At 74.7% G+C, this 22,285-nt stretch carries 18 protein-coding genes; 9 read left to right on the plus strand and 9 right to left on the minus strand.

Going from position 1 to position 22,285, the window contains the following annotated elements; all coding sequences use genetic code 11:
- The 4 genes from E1287_RS32585 to E1287_RS32600 all read right to left on the minus strand — a co-directional run.
- The coding region (locus E1287_RS32585; RefSeq protein ID WP_131969117.1) for a GNAT family N-acetyltransferase at positions 1 to 987 on the minus strand (987 nt) is incomplete at its 3' end.
- 80 nt (positions 988 to 1,067) lie between these two features.
- Complete coding sequence (gene meaB / locus E1287_RS32590; protein WP_131969118.1) at positions 1,068 to 2,051, minus strand: methylmalonyl Co-A mutase-associated GTPase MeaB; 984 nt, start codon at positions 2,049 to 2,051, stop codon at positions 1,068 to 1,070.
- A complete protein-coding gene (scpA, locus tag E1287_RS32595) occupies positions 2,048 to 4,261 on the minus strand; it encodes a methylmalonyl-CoA mutase (protein WP_131969119.1) in 2,214 nt (737 codons plus the stop codon). The genes meaB and scpA overlap by 4 nt, the downstream gene beginning before the upstream one ends.
- On the minus strand, positions 4,258 to 6,081 hold the full coding sequence (locus E1287_RS32600) for a methylmalonyl-CoA mutase subunit beta (protein WP_131969120.1): 1,824 nt from the start codon (positions 6,079 to 6,081) through the stop codon (positions 4,258 to 4,260). Before E1287_RS32600 ends, scpA begins: the two co-directional genes overlap by 4 nt.
- Positions 6,082 to 6,205: 124 nt before the next feature.
- Here E1287_RS32600 and E1287_RS32605 point away from each other — a divergent pair, with 124 nt between their 5' ends.
- The 4 genes from E1287_RS32605 (at position 6,206) to E1287_RS32620 (ending at position 10,166) form a co-directional block, all read left to right on the plus strand.
- Positions 6,206 to 7,384 (plus strand): acyl-CoA dehydrogenase family protein, encoded by a 1,179-nt coding sequence (locus E1287_RS32605; RefSeq protein ID WP_131969121.1) that lies wholly within the window; start codon positions 6,206 to 6,208, stop codon positions 7,382 to 7,384.
- Between the two features lie 120 nt (positions 7,385 to 7,504).
- Positions 7,505 to 7,714, plus strand: coding sequence for an HGxxPAAW family protein (locus E1287_RS32610; RefSeq protein ID WP_131969122.1), 210 nt, complete (start codon positions 7,505 to 7,507; stop codon positions 7,712 to 7,714).
- A 155-nt stretch (positions 7,715 to 7,869) separates the two neighbouring features.
- Positions 7,870 to 8,958, plus strand: coding sequence for a glutamate--cysteine ligase (locus E1287_RS32615; protein WP_131969123.1), 1,089 nt, complete (start codon positions 7,870 to 7,872; stop codon positions 8,956 to 8,958).
- Between the two features lie 257 nt (positions 8,959 to 9,215).
- A complete protein-coding gene (locus E1287_RS32620; protein ID WP_131969124.1) occupies positions 9,216 to 10,166 on the plus strand; it encodes a sensor histidine kinase in 951 nt (316 codons plus the stop codon).
- Positions 10,167 to 10,176: 10 nt separating this feature from the next.
- On the opposite strand, the gene E1287_RS32625 is transcribed toward E1287_RS32620, so the two are convergent.
- Positions 10,177 to 11,118: a phosphotransferase gene (locus E1287_RS32625; protein ID WP_131969125.1), complete on the minus strand. Its 942-nt coding sequence runs from the start codon at positions 11,116 to 11,118 to the stop codon at positions 10,177 to 10,179.
- 136 nt (positions 11,119 to 11,254) lie between these two features.
- Between E1287_RS32625 and E1287_RS32630 the strand changes: the two genes are divergently transcribed.
- The 5 genes from E1287_RS32630 (at position 11,255) to E1287_RS32650 (ending at position 16,250) form a co-directional block, all read left to right on the plus strand.
- A complete protein-coding gene (locus tag E1287_RS32630; protein WP_347813999.1) occupies positions 11,255 to 11,710 on the plus strand; it encodes a hypothetical protein in 456 nt (151 codons plus the stop codon).
- Between the two features lie 48 nt (positions 11,711 to 11,758).
- A complete protein-coding gene (locus E1287_RS32635; RefSeq protein ID WP_131969127.1) occupies positions 11,759 to 12,391 on the plus strand; it encodes a GNAT family N-acetyltransferase in 633 nt (210 codons plus the stop codon).
- Positions 12,392 to 12,704: 313 nt separating this feature from the next.
- Positions 12,705 to 13,499, plus strand: coding sequence for an SAM-dependent methyltransferase (locus E1287_RS32640; protein WP_131969128.1), 795 nt, complete (start codon positions 12,705 to 12,707; stop codon positions 13,497 to 13,499).
- A gap of 196 nt (positions 13,500 to 13,695) precedes the next feature.
- Positions 13,696 to 15,015 carry an acyltransferase gene (locus E1287_RS32645; protein WP_165969305.1) on the plus strand — a complete coding sequence of 440 codons (1,320 nt, stop codon included), beginning with the start codon at positions 13,696 to 13,698 and terminating at the stop codon, positions 15,013 to 15,015.
- A 47-nt stretch (positions 15,016 to 15,062) separates the two neighbouring features.
- Positions 15,063 to 16,250: a helix-turn-helix domain-containing protein gene (locus tag E1287_RS32650; protein ID WP_131969130.1), complete on the plus strand. Its 1,188-nt coding sequence runs from the start codon at positions 15,063 to 15,065 to the stop codon at positions 16,248 to 16,250.
- Between the two features lie 9 nt (positions 16,251 to 16,259).
- Here the strand turns inward: E1287_RS32650 and ligA are convergent, their stop codons facing one another.
- The 4 genes from ligA to E1287_RS32670 all read right to left on the minus strand — a co-directional run.
- Positions 16,260 to 18,350 carry an NAD-dependent DNA ligase LigA gene (ligA, locus tag E1287_RS32655; protein WP_131969131.1) on the minus strand — a complete coding sequence of 697 codons (2,091 nt, stop codon included), beginning with the start codon at positions 18,348 to 18,350 and terminating at the stop codon, positions 16,260 to 16,262.
- A 36-nt stretch (positions 18,351 to 18,386) separates the two neighbouring features.
- Positions 18,387 to 19,286, minus strand: a complete 900-nt coding sequence (locus tag E1287_RS32660; protein WP_131969132.1) for an alpha/beta hydrolase-fold protein — start codon at positions 19,284 to 19,286, stop codon at positions 18,387 to 18,389.
- Complete coding sequence (locus E1287_RS32665) at positions 19,283 to 20,191, minus strand: DMT family transporter (RefSeq protein ID WP_131969133.1); 909 nt, start codon at positions 20,189 to 20,191, stop codon at positions 19,283 to 19,285. The genes E1287_RS32660 and E1287_RS32665 overlap by 4 nt, the downstream gene beginning before the upstream one ends.
- On the minus strand, positions 20,191 to 22,285 hold a 2,095-nt coding region (locus E1287_RS32670; protein ID WP_131969134.1), incomplete at its 5' end, for a phosphatase PAP2 family protein. The genes E1287_RS32670 and E1287_RS32665, both read right to left, overlap by 1 nt.

Raw genomic sequence — 22,285 nt, forward strand, 5'->3', positions numbered from 1 at the left:
GCTCAGCGGGCCGGGGAGGGCGTCGACGGGGGCCTGGTATTCCATGGACTCGCGCTCCATGCGGAAGCCGAGTTCCTCGTTGACGGCGAGCATGTGGGCGTTGTCGCCGGCGTTGTCGGTCTCGATCTCGCGGACCTCGGGGCGGGCCTCGGCCAGCCACCGGAGCATCGCCGCCTTGACCCAGATGCCGATCCGCCGGCCGCGGTGCTCGGGCACGACGGCCGTGTCGTACTGGGCGGCGCGGCGGGCGTCGCCGTGCGGCACGACGACCTCGGTGAACCCGGCGACGACGTCGCCCGACAGCGCGGCGACGGTGTAGAGGTCGTCGCCGCGCTTGGCGACGACCTCCTCCGTCTCGCGGACGCGGTGGGCGTCCCAGGGCGTGCCGCCCTCGTACTCGGCGAAGTCGGCCATGGCGTGCTTGGCGCGGGCGAGGGCGGTGGCGTGCTCGTCCGGCACGACGCCCCGCCAGCGGACGAGCCGGTACCCGGCGGGCGCGGCGGCCAGCAGCCGCGCCACCCGCTCCGGCGGGACGTCGTCGAGCCGCAGCAGCATGCCGCGCAGGGTCAGGACGCACTCGAAGCCGTGCCGCTCCAGGAACGGGACGGCGGGCGTGCCCGCGAGGACCTGCGCGATCACGCTGGTGCGGCCGTCGGCGCGCAGCCCCTCGGCCGCGGCGGCGAGGAGCCGCCCGCCGAGCCCGCGGCGGCGCAGCTCGGGCCGCACCTGGATGTCGATCTCGGCGGGACGACCCGCGCCGGGCTCGCCCGGCAGCCGGAGCGCGGCCACCCCGGCCAGCCGGCCGCCGCCGGCCGCCCCCCACCGCCGCTGCCGCGATCCGGGCTCGGCGCCGAGCAGCCGCAGCGCGGTCTGCTCCGGGTCGGGGGCCGGGTCCCCGGCGGGGTCGGCGGCGTGGACGGCGCTGAGCACCTCGTGCCACTCCCGGATCTGCGCCTCCGTCGGATCATCGAGCGCGATGACGTCCATCCGACTGTTGTACCTGATCGGCGCGCCGCGCGACCGGCGGCCCGGGGCAACGCGGGGGTTTCGGACGCCGGGAACGAGGGTCAGCGGCCCCGCGAGAACGCCTCCAAGATCCGCTCGGCGGCCAGGGCGGGGGTGAGGGAGCCGTCCGCGACCTCCTTCTCCAGCAGGGGCGCGAGGCTGCGCACATCCGGGTGCGCGTGCAACTCCCCGAGCAGCCGCTCGCGGACCATCGCCCACGTCCAGCCCACCCGCTGGCGGCGGCGCCGGGCCTCCAGCTCGCCGGTCTCGCGGAGCCGGTCGTGGTGCTCGGTGAGCTTGCCCCACACCGCGTCCAGCCCGGTGCCCTCCTTGGCGCTGCAGGTCAGGACGGGCGTGTCCCGGACGCGCTCGTCGCTGCGCAGCAACCGCAGCGCGCCGGACAGCTCGCGGGCGGCGCGCTTGGCCTCCAGCTGGTGCTCGCCGTCGGCCTTGTTGACCGCGATCACGTCGGCCAGCTCCAGAACGCCCTTCTTGATCCCCTGGAGCTGGTCGCCGGTGCGGGCGAGGGTGAGGAACAGGAACGTGTCGACCATCTCGGCGACGGTCGTCTCGGACTGCCCGACGCCGACCGTCTCGACGAGGACGACGTCGTACCCGGCGGCCTCCATGACGACCATCGCCTCGCGGGTGGCCTTGGCGACGCCGCCGAGCGTCCCGGCCGTGGGCGACGGACGGATGAACGCGTCCGGGTCGGCGGCGAGGCGCTGCATGCGGGTCTTGTCGCCGAGGATGCTGCCGCCCGTCCGGGTCGAGGACGGGTCGACGGCGAGGACCGCGACCCTGTGCCCGGCACCGGTCAGCCGGGTGCCGAGCGCGTCGATGAACGTGGACTTCCCGACGCCTGGCACGCCGGTGATCCCGACGCGGCGGGCGTCGCCGGTGTGCGGGGTCAGCTCGACCAGCAGCTTCTGCGCGAGGTCGCGGTGGTCCGGACGGGTCGACTCGACGAGCGTGATCGCCCGCGCGATCCATGCCCGCGACCCGTCCCGCACCCCGGCCGCGTAGTCGTCCAGGCCGGCTTTCACTGCTCTCCGTGGCCGAGCCTCGCGGTCAGCTCGTCCAGCAGGCCGGCCGCCGCGTCCGCGAGGACGGTGCCGGGCCCGAAGATCGCGGCGGCGCCGGCGGCGCGCAGCTCGTCGAAGTCCCCGGGCGGGATGACCCCGCCGACGACGATCATGATGTCGTCGCGGCCGAGCGCGGCCAGCTCGGCGCGCAGGGCGGGCACCAGCGTGAGGTGCCCGGCGGCGAGCGAGTTGACGCCGACGATGTGCACGTCGGCCTCCACCGCCTGCCGCGCGACCTCCGCCGGGGTCTGGAACAGCGGGCCCACGTCGACGTCGAAGCCGAGGTCGGCGAAGCCGGTCGCGATCACCTTCTGGCCGCGGTCGTGGCCGTCCTGGCCCATCTTGGCGACGAGGATGCGGGGGCGGCGGCCCTCGGCGTCCTCGAACGCGGCGGTCGCCGCGCGCGCGTTCTCGATGGCGGTCACCTGGCCCGCTTCCTCCCGGTACACACCGGAGATGGTACGGATCTGCGCGGCGTGCCGCCCGTAGGCCTTCTCCAGCGCGTCGGAGATCTCGCCGACGGTGGCCTTGGCGCGGGCGGCGTCGATGGCGAGGGCCAGGAGGTTGCGCTCCAGGCCGGGCTCGCGGGTTCCGTTCTCGGCGGCCGCGGCGGCGCGGGTCAGGGCGTCCAGCGCGGCCAGCGTCGCGGGCTCGTCGCGGTCCTCCCGCAGCCGCCGCAGCTTGTCGATCTGCTGCGCGCGGACGGACGCGTTGTCGACCTTGAGGACGTCGATCTCCTGCTCGCTGTCCGGACGGTACTTGTTGACGCCGATGACGGGCTGCCTGCCGGAGTCGATGCGGGCCTGCGTGCGGGCGGCGGCCTCCTCGATGCGCAGCTTCGGCAGGCCCTCGTCGATCGCCTTCGCCATGCCGCCGGCCTGCTCGACCTCGGTGATGTGGCCCCAGGCGCGGCGGGCGAGGTCGTAGGTGAGCCGCTCGACGTAGGCGCTGCCGCCCCACGGGTCGATGGTGCGGGTCGTCCCGGACTCCTGCTGCAGGACGAGCTGCGTGTTGCGGGCGATCCGCGCGGAGAAGTCGGTCGGGAGGGCGAGGGCCTCGTCCAGCGCGTTGGTGTGCAGCGACTGCGTGTGGCCCTGCGTGGCGGCCATGGCCTCGATGCAGGTGCGGGCGACGTTGTTGTAGACGTCCTGCGCGGTGAGGGACCAGCCGGACGTCTGCGAGTGCGTCCGCAACGACAGCGACTTCGGGTTCTGCGGGTCGAATCCCTTCACGAGCTTCGCCCAGAGGAGGCGGGCCGCGCGGAGCTTGGCGACCTCCATGAAGAAGTTCATCCCGATCGCCCAGAAGAACGACAGGCGGGGCGCGAACGCGTCGATGTCCAGGCCCGCCTCGCGCCCGGCGCGGATGTACTCGACGCCGTCGGCGAGGGTGTAGGCGAGCTCCAGGTCGGCGGTCGCCCCGGCCTCCTGGATGTGGTAGCCGGAGATCGAGATGGAGTTGTACTTCGGCATCCGCCGCGAGGTGAACGCGAAGATGTCGGAGATGATCCGCATGGACGGCTGCGGCGGGTAGATGTAGGTGTTGCGGACCATGAACTCTTTGAGGATGTCGTTCTGGATCGTCCCGGCGAGCGCCTCCGGCTCCACCCCCTGCTCGCCGGCGGCGGCGATGTAGAGCGCCAGGACGGGCAGGACGGCGCCGTTCATGGTCATCGACACGCTCATCTTGTCCAGCGGGATGCCGTCGAAGAGCTGCCGCATGTCGTAGATCGAGTCGATCGCGACGCCCGCCATGCCGACGTCGCCGGAGACGCGCGGGTGGTCGGAGTCGTAGCCGCGGTGGGTGGCGAGGTCGAACGCGACCGACAGGCCCTTCTGCCCGGCCGCGAGGTTGCGGCGGTAGAACGCGTTGGACTCCTCGGCGGTGGAGAAGCCGGCGTACTGCCGGATCGTCCACGGCTGCGTCGCGTACATCGCCGGGTACGGGCCGCGCAGGAACGGCGCGATGCCCGGGTAGGTGTCGAGGAAGTCGAGCCCCGCGAGGTCGTCGCCGGTGTAGAGGGGCCGGACGCCTATGCCCTCGGGCGTGTCCCAGGTCTGGGCGTCGGGGTCCTGGCCGGTGGCGTCCGCGACGGCGGCGCGCCACCGCTTGGCGGCCTCGTCGGCGGGGGGCGCCGTCCCGAGCTCGATCTCGCTGAAGTCGGGGATCATTCGTTCACTCCCAGATCGCGGAGGGCGGTCTCCAGGACCCCGATCGCGTCGCATCCCGCGTACACGCCGGCGTCCACGCCCTCATAGGTTCCCTTACCCGCGAGCCAGACCTTCATTGCGCCCGCTTGACGAAGAACCCGCGCCGCTTCGGCGGCCTGCTCTTCGTACATCTTGTCGCTGGAGCAGAGGCAGGCGACGGACGTCCCGGACGCCTCGAACTCCTCGGGCGGGCCGCTGACCGTCTCGATCCCGCCCGCCTGGAACAGGTTGGCGGCGAACGACGCCCGCGCCGTGTGGACGGCGACGGGCCCGAGCGTGGCGAGGAACACCCGCGGCCGCGCGCCGGTCGCCTCGGCGTGAGCGTCGGAGCGGTCGCGGAGCGCCTCGAAGTCCTGCGCGTACGTGACGACGGGGAGCCCGCCGCCGGGCGGGCGGGGCGCCGGGGCGCGCTCGGGGAGGGGCTCGGCGAGGTCGGGGAACTCGCTGACGCCGGTGAGCGGGGCTTTGCGGCGGGCGATGTCCTCGCGGCGCCGGGCCCATGTCGCGGCGATCCGGTCGGCGACGAGGCCCGAGTCGAGGGCGGCGGCGAGCCCGCCCGCCTTCTCGATCTCGGTGAACCAGGTCCAGGCGGCGCGGGCGATGCCCTCGGTGAGGCTCTCGGCGTACCAGGACCCGCCGGCCGGGTCGACGACGCGCGCGAGGCTCGACTCCTCCAGCAGCAGCGTCTGGGTGTTGCGGGCGATGCGGCGGGCGAACCCGTCGGGGAGGCCGAGGCGAGCGTCGAACGGCTGGACGGTGACCGCGTCCGCGCCGCCGACTCCGGCCGCGAACGCGGCGAGGGTGGTGCGGAGCATGTTCACCCACGGGTCGCGCCGCGTCATCATCGCCGACGACGTCACCGCGTGGATCCGCGCGGCCGTCCCGTCAGAGGCCCCGCTGACCTCGGCGACCCGCGCCCACAGGCGGCGGGCGGCGCGGAGCTTGGCGATCGAGGCGAACTGGTCGGCGTTGACGGCGAGGCGGAACTCGATCTGCCCGAACGCCTCGTCCACGCTCAGCCCGGCCCCGGTGAGAGCGCGCAGGTAGGCGACTCCCGCGGCGACCGCCGCGCCCAGCTCCTCGGCGTCGGAGCCGCCCGCGTCGTGGTACGGCGTCCCGTCCGCGACGACGGCGCGCAGCTTCGGGAACTCGCGGGCGCACCGGACGGCCAGCGCGGCGGCGTCCTCCAGGGAGCCGGGCGTCCCGGTGCGGGCGGCGAGCCCGAGCGGGTCGGCGCCGAGGGTGCCGGACGCGTCCGCCGCGTCCCCCCGTTCGGCGACGAGGGAGAGGAACGCGTCGGCGGCGTCGGAGGTCGCCGTTCCCGCGTCGAGCGCGACGGGCGCGAGGTCGAGCAGGACGCCGCGCAGCGCCTCCCCCAGACCCGCGACCGGGAGGCCCCCGTCGCCGAGCCGCAGCCAGACGGACGTGGCTCCGTTCTCCAGGTCGGCGAGGATCGCCTCGCGGGTGACCGCGGGATCGGGATGCGCGTGGAGCTGCCGGACGTCCCAGCCCGCGATGCCTTCGCCATCGGGCCGCACCTCGCGGACGTAGGGGGCGAGCCCGGGACGTCCGGGCGGCGCGTCGTCGCGGGTGTAGAGCGCGGCGATCGGCACGCCGTCGTACGACTCGCGGGTCAGCAGATCCTCGATCTCGTCGAGCGGGGTGCCCTCCGCCGCCGCGCCGGACTTGCGCAGCACCCCCTTCACCATCTCCCGCCACCGGTCGCGTTCGGCTGGGGAGAAGGCGGCAGCCAGTTCGATTTCGTCAGGCGGCACCGTCATGCCCTGGATCGTAGGCGAGCGGCCGAACGCGCCTCTAATGCGGGTCCCGCCGACCGGAAGCCGCCCGGGACCCGCCGCGCGGCGCGTCCCGGTTAGCGCTCCGGCGGCCGGGAAGGAGCAGGCCATGACACTGGACGCGCTCCCCGGCGACCTCTACCACATGCAAGAGCTCCTCGACGAGCGCGAGAAGGAGATCGTCGGGCGGGTGCGGGACTTCCTGGAGTCGAAGGTCGCGCCGATCGCGAACGACTGCTGGGCGCGGGCCGAGTTCCCGTTCGACCTGATCCCGGAGTACGGGGCGCTCGGCATCGCCGGGCTCGCCCACGACGAGTGCCCGGGCGAGAAGCCGAGCAGCCTTCTCACCGGGTTCCTGGCGATGGACATGGCGCGGGTGGACCCGTCCATGGCCACCTTCTTCGGGGTCCACGCCGGGCTGGCGATGGGCAGCATCGGCCGGTGCGGCTCGCCGGAGCAGCGCGAGCGCTGGCTGCCCGCGATGGGACGGATGGAGAAGATCGGCGCGTTCGCGCTCACCGAGCCCGAGGGCGGGTCGGACGTCGCGCTCGGGCTGCGCACCACCGCGCGCCGCGACGGCGGCGAATGGGTCCTGAACGGCGCCAAACGCTGGATCGGGAACGCGACGTTCGCCGACCACACCGTCGTCTGGGCCAGGGACGAGGCCGACGACCAGGTGAAGGGATTCGTCGTCGCGAAGGGCACGCCGGGGTTCACCGCCACCCGCATCGAGAACAAGATCGCGCTGCGGACCGTGCAGAACGCCGACATAACGCTCACCGACTGCCGTGTCCCCGAGGCCGACCGGCTCGCCGGGGCGGACACGTTCAAGGACACCGCCGCCATCCTGCGCCGGACGCGCAGCGGCGTCGCCTGGCAGGCCGTCGGGGTCATGCTCGCCGCCTACGAGATCGCCCGCGACTACGCGGTGGAGCGCGAGCAGTTCGGACGGCCGATCGCCAGGTTCCAGCTCGTCCAGGACCTGCTGGTCAGGATGCTCGGCAACACGACCGCGTCGCTCGGCATGGTGGTGCGGCTCGCCCAGCTCCAGGACGACGGCCTGTACCGCGACGAGCACTCGGCGCTGGCCAAGGCGTACTGCACCACCCGGATGCGGGAGGTCGTCGGCTGGGCGCGGGAGCTGATGGCGGGCAACGGGATCGTCCTCGACTACGACATCGGACGGTTCGTGGCCGACGCCGAGGCGCTCTACTCCTACGAGGGCACCCGGGAGATCAACACCCTGATCGTCGGACGCGCCGCGACGGGCCACGGCGCGTTCGTCTGACCCCGGCACGCTCGGCTGACGGCGGCGCGTTCGGCTGACCCCGGAACGCCTTGTGGCGAGGGGCGTTGCTAGAGTTCGGGCGTCGAAGCCCCTACGGATCCCGCAGAGGAAGACCAACGCATGTCGACTGGCAGCCACGCCGGGCGCCCGAAGTCCTGGGTCGCGGTGACCATCATCTTCGTCGGTTTCGTCGTCGGCGGCGTGGGCCTCGTCATGGGACCCGACTGGATCGTGTTCGGGGCGGGCGCCGCGGTGACGGTGATCGGCGGGATCATCGCGCTGGCCGTCGACATCATGACCGACGTCGTCGTCGACGAACCCCGCCAGTAGCCCTGCCGCGAGGCGGGGCCACACCGGTCAACGGAGCGTCAAGGACAGCCCGCACGGCCCTTTAGCGCCCGTCCGGCAGGTGCGAACCGGACGATGGCCACGTACGGTCAAGGGGAAGCAGCCTCCTGCGTCGCTCCCGAGCCCGAGGTGGTGGGATGCCGCTGCGATTCGGAATCGAGGAAGAGTACTTCGTCGTCGATCCCGTATCCCGGGAGGTCGTCCCGCGTGCCGCCGCCGTCGTGCGGCGGGCGTCGGCGGCGCTGGGCGAGCGTGCCTCCACGGAGCTGGTCGACTTCCTCGCCGAGGCCAAGACGCCCCCGTGCGACGACCTCGACAAGCTCGACGGGCAGATCCGCGCGATGCGGGCGGCGATGGCGGCCGCGGCGGCGGCCGAGGGCGTCCGGCTCGCCGCGACCGGGACGCCGGTGCTCGGCGAGCTGTTCCCCGCCCCGATCGGCGCGGGCGCCCGCTACGCCGAGAGCCGCGCGGTCTACCGGGGGCTGGACGACGAGCAGAGCATCTGCTCGTGCCACGTCCACGTCGAGATGCCCGACCGGGAGCACGCCGTCCAGGTCAGCAACCATCTGCGGCCGTGGCTGCCGACGCTGCTGGCGCTGGCGGCGAACTCGCCGTACTGGGCCGGGCGCGACACCGGCCACGCCTGCTGGCGGGTGATGGCGTGGGCGCGGTGGCCGGTCGCGGGCCCGCCGCCGTTCTTCGAGTCGTCCGCCCACTACGAGGACGTCGTCGCGACGCTGCTCGGCTGCGGCGCGCTGATGGACACCGGCACGATCTTCTGGGACGTGCGGCCCTCGGCGCGGCTGCCGACCTTGGAGATCCGGCTCGCCGACGTCGCGCCGACCGCCGCCGACGCGGTCGTGTTCGCGGCGCTGATCCGGGCGCTGGTGCAGGTCTCGTCAGCCGCGGTGGACGCGGGCGAGCGGGCGCCCGACCCGCCGCAGGAGCTGCTGCGCGCCGCGTACTGGCTGGCCGCGCGGGACGGCCTCGCGGGGAAGGGCGTGGACGTGCGCACGGGCCGCCCCGCCGGGTTCCGGGAGCTGGCGGGCGACCTGCTCGCGCACGTCCTGCCCGCGCTGCGCGACAGCGGGGACCTCGGGCCCGTCGCCCGCGGCGTCCGCCGCCTGCTCACCGGCGGGACGGGCGCGGAGCGCCAGCGCGGCGCCTACCGGCGGCGCGGCAGGCTGACCGACGTGGTGGACGCCGCGATCCTGCGCGACCGCTGAGCCCCGCGGGGAGCGATTCGACGGCCGGGGAAGCGCTTTCGGCGTTCAAAAAGCGAATTTACGGACTTCACCCGTTTTTCGGCGGTCATCAGCGGGTAATCGTCGTGGTGACCATAGCTCGGCCGAGGCGGCCGGGGCGGCCGTCCGACCCGGGGGACGCGACGCGCAGGCCGTCTCGCAGGAGCCGCTCCCCTACGCGTACCCTCGAACCCGATGCACGTGCATAAGCCACCCGCCCCGACCGAAAAGACGGCGCGATGAGACCCAGGCCCGGGGGGCCGGGCACGCCGCGGCGCGACGCGTTCGTCCATCCTGCCCTCTTCTACCGCGACGACGAGGAGTACCTCGCGGGCACGGTGCCGTTCATCCGGGCCGGCCGCGAGAGGGGTGAACCCGTGGCCGTCGCGGTGCCGGGCGGCCGTCTGGGCACGCTGCGGGAGGCGCTGGGCCGGACGGCCGCCGAGGTGACCTGGCTGGACATGTCCGAGGCGGGCCGCAACCCCGGCCGCATCATCCCGGGCGTGCTGAGCGACTTCGCCGACCGGCACGCCGCCGCCGGGCGGGTGCGGATCATCGGCGAGCCGATATGGCCCGGCCGGTCCGCCACCGAGTATCCGGCCTGCGCCCAGCACGAGGCGCTGATCAACCTGGCGTTCGAGGGGCGCGGCGTGTCGATCCTGTGCCCCTACGACGTGAGCGGCCTGGACGACGTCGCGATCGCCGACGCCCGCGCCACCCACCCCGTCGTGATCGACCGGCACGGCGAGCACGTGAGCGGCGACTACGCCCCCGACCGCGTCATCAGCGCCTACAACCGGCCGCTGCCTGAGCCGTCCGGGGCGGTCGCGATGAGCTTCGACCTCGACGCGCTGCCCCTCGTCCGGGAGTTCGTCACCCGCTGGGCGGCGCGGCTCGGCCTCGGGCCGCGGGCGGTGGGCGACCTGGAGCTGGCCGCGAACGAGCTGGCCGCGAACTCGTGCCTGCACGGCGGCGGGGCGGGCACCGCGCGGCTGTGGTCGGAGGACGGCCAGGTCGTGTGCGAGGTCCGGGACGCCGGGACGATCACCGACCCGCTGGCCGGGCGGCGGCCCGCCGACATGAGCCCCGACGGCGGGCGCGGCATCCTGATGGTCAACCACCTCGCCGATCTCGTCCGGATGCACACCGGCCCGGACGGCACCGCCGTCCGCGTCTACATGCGGCACTGAACGCCCGGCGCTACGGGGCGATCGCGCGGGCGATCCCGGCGAGGGACTCGGCGAGCAGCGCCTCGCGGCTCGTCGACGCGGCGTACTCGGCGAGCGTCGCGCTCAGGTTCAGCGCGAGCGTCCGCGCCGCCGCCTCCCGGTCGGGCGGCACGGGTCCGTACCCGGCCAGGAACGCGGCCCGCGCGGCGCCGCCGAACCCGGCGTAGGCGAGCGACAGGTCGACGGCCGGGTCGGCCAGGCAGACGTCGCCCCAGTCGATCACCCCGGCGATGCGGCCGTCCGGAGCGAGCAGCAGGTGGCGGACGTGCAGGTCCCCGTGGACGATCACCGGATCGCCGTCCGGGACGCCGCGCCTCCGGGCCCCGGCGAGGAACTCGTCCACGGCCGGGTCGCGCTTCCATACGCCGAGCTCGGCGAGCGCGTCCAGGCGGCCCGTCGTCCTTGCCGCCCGGTTCGCCGGGTCGGCGCGTCCCAGCGGGTCGAGCGGCAGCCCGTTCCCGGCCTCGCGGACGAGCGCCGGGTCGTGCAGGGCCCGCAGGAAGGCCCCGATCCCGGCGGCGAGGGCGGCTCGCTCGCGCTCCGGCGGGCGGACGTCGGCGAACTCGCGGCCCAGGATCATCCGCGCGCCCCAGAACGGCCACGGGAAGTCGTCCGAGGGCTCGCCGGCGAAGCGTGGCACGGGTACCGGCAGCGGGAGCCGCGGCGCGAGGACGGGCAGCGCCGCCATCTCCCGCTCGATGCCCGGGACGGCGATCGCGCGGCGCGGGAACCGGAACACCCACTCCCCGCCGACGAGGAAGACCGTGTTGTCCCAGCCGGTCGCGAGCCGCTCCACCCGGGCGTCGCGCAGGCCGGGGAACCTGCGTCCGATGAGCGCGGCGGCCAGGTCCGCGGTGACCTCGCGTTCGGGGGCCCATTCGGGGCCGGGCGATCCGTCCGGTCGGGTGGTCACGTCCGCCCACGCTACCCGGATGCCGAGACTTGACCCGGCTCCAGGTGTAGCGGGCGGACGGCGGGAATGGATCCCTGCGCCCGATATCACCCGACATCAATGGGGAACGATGCGTTTTCTGGCTCGTGCTCACCAGATGCCCGCCCGGCTGATCGTGGGGGCGTTCGTCGTGAACTCGGGGCTGTCGAAGCTCAAGGGCCTGGACGAGGCGGCCGAGCAGACCCACGGCATGGCGAAGACCGCCTACCCGTTCCTGGAGTCGCGGGATCCGCGGGAGTTCACCCGCATGCTCGGCACCGCCGAGGTGGCGCTCGGCACCGCGCTGATGGTGCCGCTGGTGCCGTCGATCGTCGCGGGCGCGGCGCTCACCGCGTTCGCGGGCGGGCTGAACGGCCTGTACCTGCGGATACCCGGCATGCGGGAGCCCGGCGGGCTGCGCCCGACCCAGCAGGGCACTGCGCTGGCCAAGGACTCCTGGCTGCTCGGCATCGGGGCCGCCCTCGTCCTGGAGGAGATCGGCCGGGCCCGCGAAGAGCGCCGCGCGCGCCGCGGGCGCCGGTGCTTCAGGGACGTGAGCGTGCGCGCCCGGTGAAGATCAGCGCGTCCCCCTGGAGGCCGCGCCCATGACACACCAGCGCCCATGACGGGCACGCCCGAGCCGTCGCCGCCCGCCGTCCGCGAGGCCGCGGCGCCCGACGTCGCGGAGATCGCGGCGGTCCTCGGGCGCGCCTTCGACGACGACCCGGTCTGGTCGTGGCTGCTGCCGGACGAGGCGTCCCGCGTGCGCCGCCTGTCCGGGCTGTTCGGGATCATGCTGCGCCGGGTGCACCTCCCGCACGGCGGCACGGAGCTCGCGGGACGGGACGCGCGGACGGAGGCGGCGGCGCTGTGGGACCCGCCCGGGCACTGGCGCGTCCCCCTCCGCGTGCAGGCCGCCCAGGCGCTGCCGCTGCTGCGGGTCCTCGGCGCGCGGACGCCCGCGTCGCTGCGCGCGCTGAGCGCGATCGAGAACCACCATCCCCAGGAGCCGCACTGGTACCTGGCCGTCCTCGGCACCGACCCGCCCGCGCAGGGCAACGGCCTGGGCGCCGCGCTGCTGCGCTCCCGGCTCGACCGTTGCGACGCCGACGGCGTGCCCGCCTACCTGGAGAGCTCGAAAGAGAGCAACGTGCCGTACTACGAGCGGTTCGGGTTCAAGGTGACGCGGGAGCTGCCCCTGCCGGGCAAGGGCGCCCCGCCAATCTGGCTCATGTGGCGGACGCCCGGATCCTGAACGGCCCCGACAGGGATTCGGCAGGGCGGTTAAGGTCCTGTCATGGCCGGAAGCGGCCATTTGGACGGCGGAGCACCACGGCGGATGCGCGCTCGGCGACCTTCCGCTCGCCCGCCGCGTTCCTGATCATCCTCCCCGGCGCCGCCGGGACCCCGTGGACGCCGCCAAACGCGGCTGGCCCGATGCGGCCACGCGGCGGGCGTCCTCCGGGCGGTCCGCAGGCGGTCTCAACCTTCCGGCGACCTTCGCCGCCTACCGTCGAGGAAGAGCCACGCCCCCGCGCTCCTCTTCGTGAAAGCGACAGGTGAAGCGAATGACGACGGTCGGCACACGGGCGCCGGAGACGCGGCTCGCCCTGCACAGGCCGGGCCCCGCTCGCGTCCAGGACTACCTCCTCGGCGGCAAGGACAACTACGCCCCCGACCGCGAACTCGCGCTGCGGCTCCTGGAGGTGCTCCCGCAGGCGGCGGAGGCGGCCCGCGCCGCCCGCGAGTTCCTCGCCCGCGCCGTGCGGCTGGTCGCGGGGCGCGGCGTCCGGCAGTTCCTCGACCTCGGCTGCGGGCTGCCCACGGCCGGGAACCTGCACGAGCTGGCGGCACGGCACATCCCCGGCACCCGCATCGTGTACGTCGACAACGACCCGCTCGTCATCGCGCACGCCCGCGCGCTGATGATGGACGGCGGCAACATCGCCGCGCTGCGGGCCGACATCCGCGACCCCGGCGCGATCCTGGACAGCCCGGAGGTGCGCCGCCTCATCGACCCGGCCGAGCCGGTCGCGCTGGTGTTCTCCTCCGTCCTGCACTTCCTGCCCGGCGCGGCCGACCTCGCCGCCGCGCTCGCGGGCCCGGCCGCGCCCGGCAGCGCCCTGATCGTCTCGCACGTCACCGCCGACTTCGCGCCGCTCGCGATCACCGAGGCCGCGCGGCTCTACCTGGAGGCGAGCGACATCCCGCTGTTCCCGCGCGGCGCGGTCGAGGTCGCGCGGCTGCTGGGCCCGTTCCGGCCGGTCTCCCCCGGGCTCGTCCCGCTGGCCGCCGGGCCGCTCGGCGGGACGTTCCGTCCCGGCCACGAGCCGATCATGTACGGGGCCGTCGGGCTGCGCTGACCCGGGCCGCGCTGTGGAGTTGGTCACACCGGAGGCGGGTACGGCATGCCGTCTCCGGATCGCAGCGGCCCTGCTCCCACCCGTGCTTCCGGGCCTCCGCCGCCATCACCCTCAGTCAGCCGCCGGTGCACCGAGTTAAGAGAAATGTCATTCGCCGGTTAGAGAACGCGAGCGCGCCGCCCCTATGGTGGCCCGAATGCCGACGAACACCCTGACTCCGCCTCAAACGCAGATCGGCTCCCGTCCGGATAAGGCGCGCCGGATGGACTGGCTGGACGCTCTGCGGGGCCTCGCGGCTCTGGTGGTGGTGTTCGAGCATTCCCTCGACGTGCTCCTGCCGGAGGTCCGCGCCGCGGCGAGCCCGTGGTTCGACTTCGGCCGCTACGGGGTGTTCGTGTTCTTCCTGGTCAGCGGGTACGTCGTGCCGTTCTCGCTGGAGCGGCGCGGGAGCGTCCGGCGGTTCTGGGCCGGGCGGTTCTTCCGGCTGTACCCCGCCTGGTGCGTGTCGCTGGTGCTCGCGCTGATGCTCGGCGCGGCGGGGATGTCGTACGGGCTGCCGGCCGCGTTGGGCGAGCGTCCGTGGGCGTCCGCGCTCGCGCACATGACGATGCTGCAGGATCTCCTGGGCGTGCCGAACGCCGTCAACGTGTACTGGACGCTCTCCTACGAGATGGTCTTCTACCTGCTGGTGACGGCGATGTTCGTCGCGGGGGTGCACCGCTCCAGCGCCCGGGTCGCGCTGGGGTTCGGCGTGGGCGCGGCGATCCTGGGCGTCGCGCTGCCGTCGGGCCTGCTGGCCTCCCGGTGGCCGGGCGGGACGATCCTCGCCGCCGCGCTGTTCCTGGCCGTCGGGCTCGCGGCGATGGTCGGCCGCCGCCGCGCGGTGCGCCGGACGGGGGTCGCGGTGGTGGCGGCGCTGGCGCTGGGGCTGCTCGTCCTCGACAGCCGCATCGGCGCCATCGAGAGCCTGTGCATCATCGCCACGATGTTCGCCGGGACGGCCGTCCGGGGCATCCAGGACGGACGGCTGCGCACCTGGCCCGCGGTCGCGATGGTCGCGGTCGTCCCCGCCTTCACGCTGGTCGCCGGCCTGCGCACGCCGACCGCCCTCGCGCTGAACGCCAACCCGGCCCCGCTGGGGCCCGACTGGTCCATCGCGGTCGGAGCGGCGTGGCTGACGTTCCTCGGCGGTCTCGCGCTGCGGAACCGTCCGATGCCCCGCGCGCTGGTGTGGGCGGGGATGGTCAGCTACTCGCTGTACCTGCTGCATCCGCTGGTCATCCAGGCGATCTGGCACGCCGCCGGACGCGACCCGGGCAACCTTCCCGGCCCGATCCGGCTGATCTGGGGCGTGGTGCTGGTCACGCTCGTCCTCGGCTCGGCGGCGGTGGCGTACCGCTACGTCGAACTCCCGGCCCAGCGGCTCGGACGGCGCCTGACGGCCCGCCGCCGCCCCCGCCCGGACGCGGGCCCGCGCGCTGACCCGGGTAATGACAGCGTGCGCGTTCCTGTTTAAGGTGAGGCGGATCCGCCCGAGCCCGACCCCGCCGAACGGAACACCGGATGACGCAAGGGCCCATGCCCGCCGAGCTGCCGACCGTGCTGCGGCAGCACCTGCGGGCCGCCGTCGCCGAGATGGAGCGGGAGATCCGCGACCAGGTGCCCGAATACGGCGCCGGCGGCGGCTACGCCCGGCGGGTGGAGCGGACCGTCAGCGATACGGTCGCGTTCTTCGTCGACTCCGTCGACCACCCCGACGCCGACCCGCGCCGGCTCACCGACCTGTACGTGCGGCTCGGCGAACAGGAGGCCAGGCAGGGCCGGAGCCTGGACGCCCTCCAGAACGCGATGCGGGTGAGCAGCCAGGTCGCGTGCCGCCGGTTCATCAAGGACGCCTACCGGCTCGGCTGGTCGCGGGAGACGCTGGGCCGGCTGACCGACTCGCTGTTCCTGCTGCTCGCCAGGGTCGCCGACGCCGCCGCGCAGGGCTACGCGCGCGAGCAGGGGCAGCTCGCGACCGAGCGTGAGCGCCGCCGCGACCGGCTGCGGGACCTGCTCATCGCCGAGCCCGCGCCCGGACGGGAGGCGGTCGCGGAGCTGGCGGTCGCGGCCCGCTGGGAGCTGCCGAAGAGCATCGCCCTGGTCGCGCTGCCGTCCGGCCTGCCCGCCGGGGCGCGGATCCTGCCGCCCGCCGTGCTGCCCGACTGGGACGCGCCCATCCCGTTCCTCGTGGTGCCCGATCCGGACGGCCCCGGCCAGGACCGGCTGTGGCCGGCGCTGCGCAGGCTCGGCACGGCGGCGATCGGGCCGACCGTCCCGATCGGGCGGGGCGCCGTCTCGCTGCGCTGGGCGCGGCGCGGGCTCGCGCTGGCCGAGCGGGGGCTGCTGCCCGGCGGCGCCCCGATCCGGTGCGTGGACCACATCGCGACCCTGGCGACCCTCGCCGCGGAGGAACTGGTCGACGCGACCGCGGCGGACGTCCTCGGGCCCCTGCTGGAGCTGCCGCCCGCGCGGCGGCAGCCGCTCGCCGAGACGCTGCTGACGTACCTGCGGTGCGGCGACAACGCGGTGGTCGCGGCGGAGCGGCTCCACATCCACGAGCAGACCGTCCGGTACCGGCTGCGCCGCATCACCGAGCTGACCGGCGGCCGGTTCACCGAGCCCGACGGCCGCCTCGACGTGATGCTGATGCTGAACTGGCTCGTCCGGACGGGCCGGACCGGGGCGGACGGCGTGACCGGCGCCGTGTGACCGGCGCCGTCACAGGAAGGCGGCGACGCGGGCGGCGAACTCCTCCGGGGTGACGATCTCGACGCCGAGCCGCTCGGCCTTGGCCTTCTTCGACCCGGCCTTCGCCCCGGCGACGAGCAGGGACGTGCGGGCCGACACCGACGAGGACGCCTTCCCGCCGGCCCGCTCGATGAGCTCGTTGACCTGTGTGCGGGACAGGCCGTCGAGCGGCCCGGACATCGATCCGGTGGCGACGACCGACAGGCCCGCCAGCGGCAGCCCGGACGCGCCGTCGCCCGCGGGCTCGGCGGGGCCGGTGGCGCCCGGCTCGGTCAGCGTGACGCCGGCGGCGGCGAGCTTGTCGATCAGCGGGGCCAGCTCGGCGATCTCCTCGACCAGGATCGCGGCCCGCTCCGGCCCGACGCCCTCGACCTGCTGGAACGCCTCCGCATCGGCGGCGCGGATCGCGTCCATGGTCGCGAAGTGCCGGGCGATGCGGCGGGACATCGACCGTCCGGTGCCGCGGACGCCGAGCGCGCAGAACACCTTGTTCAGCGGCTTTGCCTTCGCGGCCTCGATCGCGGCGATGAGCGCGGCCGTGTTCGTCTCGCCCATCCGCTCCAGGGCGATGACCTGGTCGTAGGTCAGGACGAACAGGTCCGCGAAGTCGGTGATCAGTCCGGCGTCGACGAGCTGGTCGATCCGGTTCTCGCCGAGGCCCTCGATGTCGAGCTGGTCGCGCCCGACGGCGTAGCGGACGGACGCGACCGCATGGCACGCCCGCCCCCGGACGCACCGCCACCGCTGCTGCGACGCGTCCATCCCGTCGCCGCAGCGCGGGCACGCGGACGGCGCCTCGATCGGCCGCTCCTCGCCGGTCCGCAGATGCACGACCGGGGCCTCCACGCGGGGGATCACGTCGCCGGCCTTGTAGACGGTGACGTGGTCGCCGATCCGCAGGCCGCGCCGCTCGATGTCGGCGGCGTTGTGGAGGGTCGCGTAGGTGACGGTCGAGCCGTCCACCTCGACGGGCTCCAGGACGGCGCGCGGCGCGATCACGCCGGTGCGGCCGACGTTCCACTCGACGTCCAGCAGCCGGGTGATCTTCTCGACGGCGGGCAGCTTGTAGGCGACGGCCCAGCGGGGCGCGCGGGAGGAGAGCCCGGCGTCGGCCTGGTCGGCGGCGGCGTCCGCCTTGATCACGATGCCGTCGATGCCGAAGTCGAGGTCGGCCCGCAGCGCCGCGATCTCCTCGACGCGCCCGCGGACCTGCGCCATCGTGGCGCAGGTCGTCCCGGCGACCTGGGTGTCCGCGGTCGTCTTCACGCCCAGCTCGTCCAGCAGCGCCATCAGAGCGCTGTGCGGCAGCTCGCGGAGCCGTTCGGCCAGCTCAGGGGCTGTGCCCGCACCGAAACCGGCGTCGGCGGGCAGCGGCAGGATCCCGTACCCGAAGAAGGTCGTCTCCACCTGGTAGGCGTGGTACTTGGTCCGCAGCGACCCGGCGGCGGCCGAGCGCGGGTTGGCGAACGGCGGGTGCCCGGCGCCGGTGCGGGCGGCGTTGGCGGCCTCGAACTGGGCGCGGGTCATCAGCACCTCGCCCCGCACCTCCGCCGTGACCGGCTCGGCGAGCCGCTCCGGCAGGCCTGTGATGATCGCTATGCCGCGGGCCGAGACGTCTTCCCCGGCGGTCCCGTCGCCTCTGGTGACCAGCTGGACGAGGCGGCCCTCGCGGTAGCGGGCCGAGATCGCCAGGCCGTCCAGCTTCGGCTCCACGCTCCACGTCGCGACCTCGCGGCCGAGCCTGCGGACGAGCCCGGCGGCCCACGACTCCAGGCCCTCGGCCGAGAACACGTTGTCGAGGCTCAGCATCGGGACCGTGTGCGGGACGTCCCCGGCGACCGCTCCCCCGGCGACCTTGCCCGTCGGCGACTCCGGCAGCACGTGCTCGGGGTGCCCGGCCTCGTAGGCGGCGATGCCGCGGACCAGCCGGTCGAAGGCGTCGTCGTCGAGCGGCGAGTCGCCCTCGCCGTAGTAGGCGGCGGAGGCCGCGACGGCGGCCTGCACGGCGGCGGCGTAGGCGGCCCGGTCGCCGATCTCGGTACGGGCCGGTGTCTCGGTCATGACGACATCATGCCTGGTACTACCGACATTTCGGACTTATCGGCGGCCCGCGAGACGGTGCCCGAGGAAGGCGAGCTGCGGGCGCAGGAGGCGCTGCCAGTAAGCCACGTCATGGCACCCGCCGCCCATCGAGCCCTCCGGCCGGACCCGGTCGCGGAACCGGCGCGTCATGCGTGCGAACGGGTCGCTGTCGCCGCAGTCGACCCGGAGCGGGACGCCCTTCAACGCGTCCAGCGAGGCGAAGACGTCGTTGCGGGCGAAGTCGTCCCGGCCGTCGAACGCGCGCCGGTTGGCGGAGCGCGCGTCCTCGTAGGAGGAGAACAGGGCGGGGGACGACGCGACGACCGCCGCCGTCCGCGCGGCGCCGAGCCTCCGGGTCAGGACGAGCGCGCCATAGCCGCCCATCGACCAGCCGATCGCTCCGACGCGGTCGGTGCGGGCGCCTCGGTCTCCGAGGCGGGGCAGCAGCTCGTCCGTGATCATCCCGACGGGGTCGTCGCCGTCCGCGCGGGGATGCCAGTAGGAGTCCTTGCCGCCGTCGACGGCGACGAGCGCGAACGGCGGGACGCCGCCGTTCGCGACCGCGTCCGGGAGGTGGTGGTGCAGGTTGAGGCTCGCCACGAGGGACGTCGCCGTGTGGCCGGTGCCGTGCAGGGCGACAACGACAGGCAGCCCACGCAGGGAGCGGCCGTCCGCGGGCGGGACGATGGCGGCGGTGACGGCGGTCCGGCGGCGCGCGGACCGCCACGTCATGAACTCGATCCTGACGGGCCCCGGCGGCGGCTCCGGCGCGTCCCCGCACCTGCCGAGCGCGCGGTCGAGGCGCACCTTGCCGGGGAGCACCTCACGCTGGACGAGGGCGTACCCGCCGCCGCCCATCGCGGTGGCGGCCCCGAGGCCGCCGACTCCCCCGAGCAGCACCCGTCTGCTGATCAAATCGGCTCCTTAACGGCAGCGTCGGCCTCTCGCCGTGCGGCGGCCGCGGAGCGGGAGAGCAGGGCGACACCCGCGGTCAGGAGCATGGCGGTGAACGATACGGCGACGAACGCCGACGCCGTCCGCGGCGGCAGGGTGTGGAAGGCGAGCACGGCCACAAGATAGGACGCGATGGGGTTCGTCATCGTCATCGCCGTCATCGCCGCGGGCAGCGAACCGGCGGCGAACGCACGCTGCTCGATGACGAGCCCGAGCAGCGTGCTGCCGGCGAGGGCGTAGCCGGGCCAGTCCACGGCGGTCGCGGCGACGCCGTGGTCGACGAGGCTGGCGGTGGTGAGCTTGATCAGCACGGCGGTCGCGGCGAAGCAGAGCCCGGCGCAGACGCCGAGCAGCGCGGCCCGGACCGGTCCCTTGCGCAGCCACGCCGCCCGGGACAGCACGATGATCAGCGGCGCGGCGATCAGCCCGGCGAGGAACAGCCGGGGCCGGGACGGCTCGCCCTCGGGCGGGATCGCGCCCGGCACGGTGAACAGGACGGCGAGGCCCGCCGACACGGCGACGCCGCCGAGCAGGTCCATCCGGGCCGGGCGGCGGCCCGTGCCGACCGTGCCGAGCATGATGGTGAAGACGAGCTGGGTGACCAGCAGCGGCTGGACGATCGCGGTCGACCCGAAATGCAGCGCGGCGGCCTGCGTCGCGAACCCGGCCAGGTTCACGCCCCACCCGGTCAGCCACACCGGGTCGCGGATCAGCCGGCGGATCAGCCCGTGCGCGGCGGTGGCGTCCGAACCGCCGCGCACGGCGCGCCTGGCCGCGCGGTACTGGAGCGCGGCGGCCCCGGCGAACAGGAACGCGGCGAGCAGGCTGAGCCCGACCGACCACGCCATCTCACCGGACCACTCCATCACGCTGTCCCGGCCCGAGCGCCGCCGTCCGCGCCGCGCTCCCGCCCCGCGACGGCGGCGGACAGCTCCGCGAACGCCTGGACCATCCCGCCGGTGAACGCGGCCACCTCGGGCAGGAGCCTCGGCTCGGCGGTCACCGCGACGTGCAACGCTCCATTCCAGCTCAGCGCGCCGACCGCGAACGGGACGCCGTCCGCGAGCGGCAGGATCGGGTGGACCTCGCCGAGCGGGACGCCCGCCATCGACATCGGCATCGCGGGACCCGGCATGTTGGAGACGATCCCGCCGAAGAACCGGGCCCGGTAGGCGCCGCACGCGGCGCGGGCGTGCAGGCGCGGCGGCAGCGCGCCGATCAGGGCGAGCACGGCGGTGCTCGCCACCGCCCGCCCGGACCTGCGGCGCCGCTCGGCCGACCGGTGCACGGCCGCGAGCCGATCGCGGACGGGCATCGGGTCGACGGGGACGTCCAGCCGCAGCGCGGCGGTGAGGTTGCCGGGCACGGCGGTCCGCCCCCGGCCGGGCGGGGCGGGGGCGCGCAGCGTCATGGGGACGGCGGCGCGCAGGGCCCGCCCGTCCGCGCGTTCACCGCGCTGGGCCAGCACGTCGGCGACGACCTCGCCGACCAGCGCGAGCAGCACATCGGTGACCCGGACGCCGGCCGCACGCGCGGTCTCCCTGACCTGATCGAGCGGCAAGGTCACCGTCTCGAATCCGCGCTCGGGACCGAGGGCTCCGGTGACGGACACGGTCGGGGTGGCGCCGTCCAGGCCGAGCAGGACCAGGCCGGGGACGACGGCGGCGGCGCGCGCGAGCCCGCCGGGGCCCTTCGCCGGCTCCGCGTCTGGAAGCCGGGGTTCGAGGATGCCGCGCAGGATGTCGACCACGCCGATCCCGTCCGCGATGGCGTGGTGGAGGAGGATCACGATGGCGTCCGGCCCGCGGTCCCCGCCCCGGACGAGCCAGAACCGCCAGAGCGGCCGGTCGTGGTCGAGCGGCTCGGCCACCAGGCGGGCGACGAGGTCGTCGAGCGCGCGGCGCCCGCCCGGCCGGGGGAGGTCGATCTGCCGGACGTGCCAGCCGAGGTCGATCGCGTCGGCCTCGACCCACCGGGCCCGCCGGAACCGCCCGGCGGGAACGATCCGCTGCGCGAGGCGCGGCAGGTGCGGCAGGCGCTCGGCCATGAGGTCGCGCATCCGCTCGGCCGGCGGGCCCGGCCCGGCGAACACGGCGACCCCGCCGACGACCTGCGGAACGTTCTCGCTCTCGACGTGCAGGAAGAACGCGTCGGCGGCGGCCACCCGCTGCTCCCGCCGGGGCGGACGCGGCGGCCCGCCGGGGACGCTGTGCGGGGGACGGAACCGCCGCACCGCGCTCACGCGGAGCCGTTCGGCGGCGGCCGCGGCCGGGATGAGCAGCAGCCCGGCCGGGATGTCCACGACGTAGTGGGCGGCGGTGGCCACGATGACCAGGGCCGTCACGACCAGATGGAGGGCGCACAGCCAGGTGAAGAAGGCGCCGGTCCGGGCCCGCACGGCCGCCGCCCCGATCCACGCGACCCACCCGATGTGCAGGCTCGGGATCGCCGCGTACGGGTTGGCGCCCGCGGACACCACACCGGTCCCCCAGGTCGCGGGCGGATGGTGGACGGCGATGATGTCGGTGTAGCCCTCGTCCGGCAGGAGCCTGGGCGGTGTGGTCGGCCACAGCGCGAAACAGCAGATCGCGATCAGCGTCAGCCAGATCAGCGTGTTGCGTGCCCACGGGTAGACCGGGCTCTTGCGCCACCACAGGTACGCGAGGAAACCGAACGTGCCGATGGCGTACGTCGTCGCGTACTCCCAGGCGGCGATCGCGCCCAGCCACTCGTGCCGGACGAGCACGTCGTTGAGCGGGCGCTCCACGTCAAGGTGCGTCCAGCGTTCGAAGTCGAGCAGGGCCCGCCCGTTCGCGTCGCTGACCTCACGCGGGCCGGTGAAGACATGGGTGAACGTCAGGTAGACGGCCAGGACGGCGAGCGCGGCGGCGATCTCCCGCGCCGCCGACGCGGCCCGTCCCCCGCCGGCCTCCCCCGCGCCGTTGTCCCCTGTGCCGGTC

The organism is Actinomadura sp. KC06 (genome assembly GCF_004348735.1).
GTDB lineage: Bacteria > Actinomycetota > Actinomycetes > Streptosporangiales > Streptosporangiaceae > Spirillospora.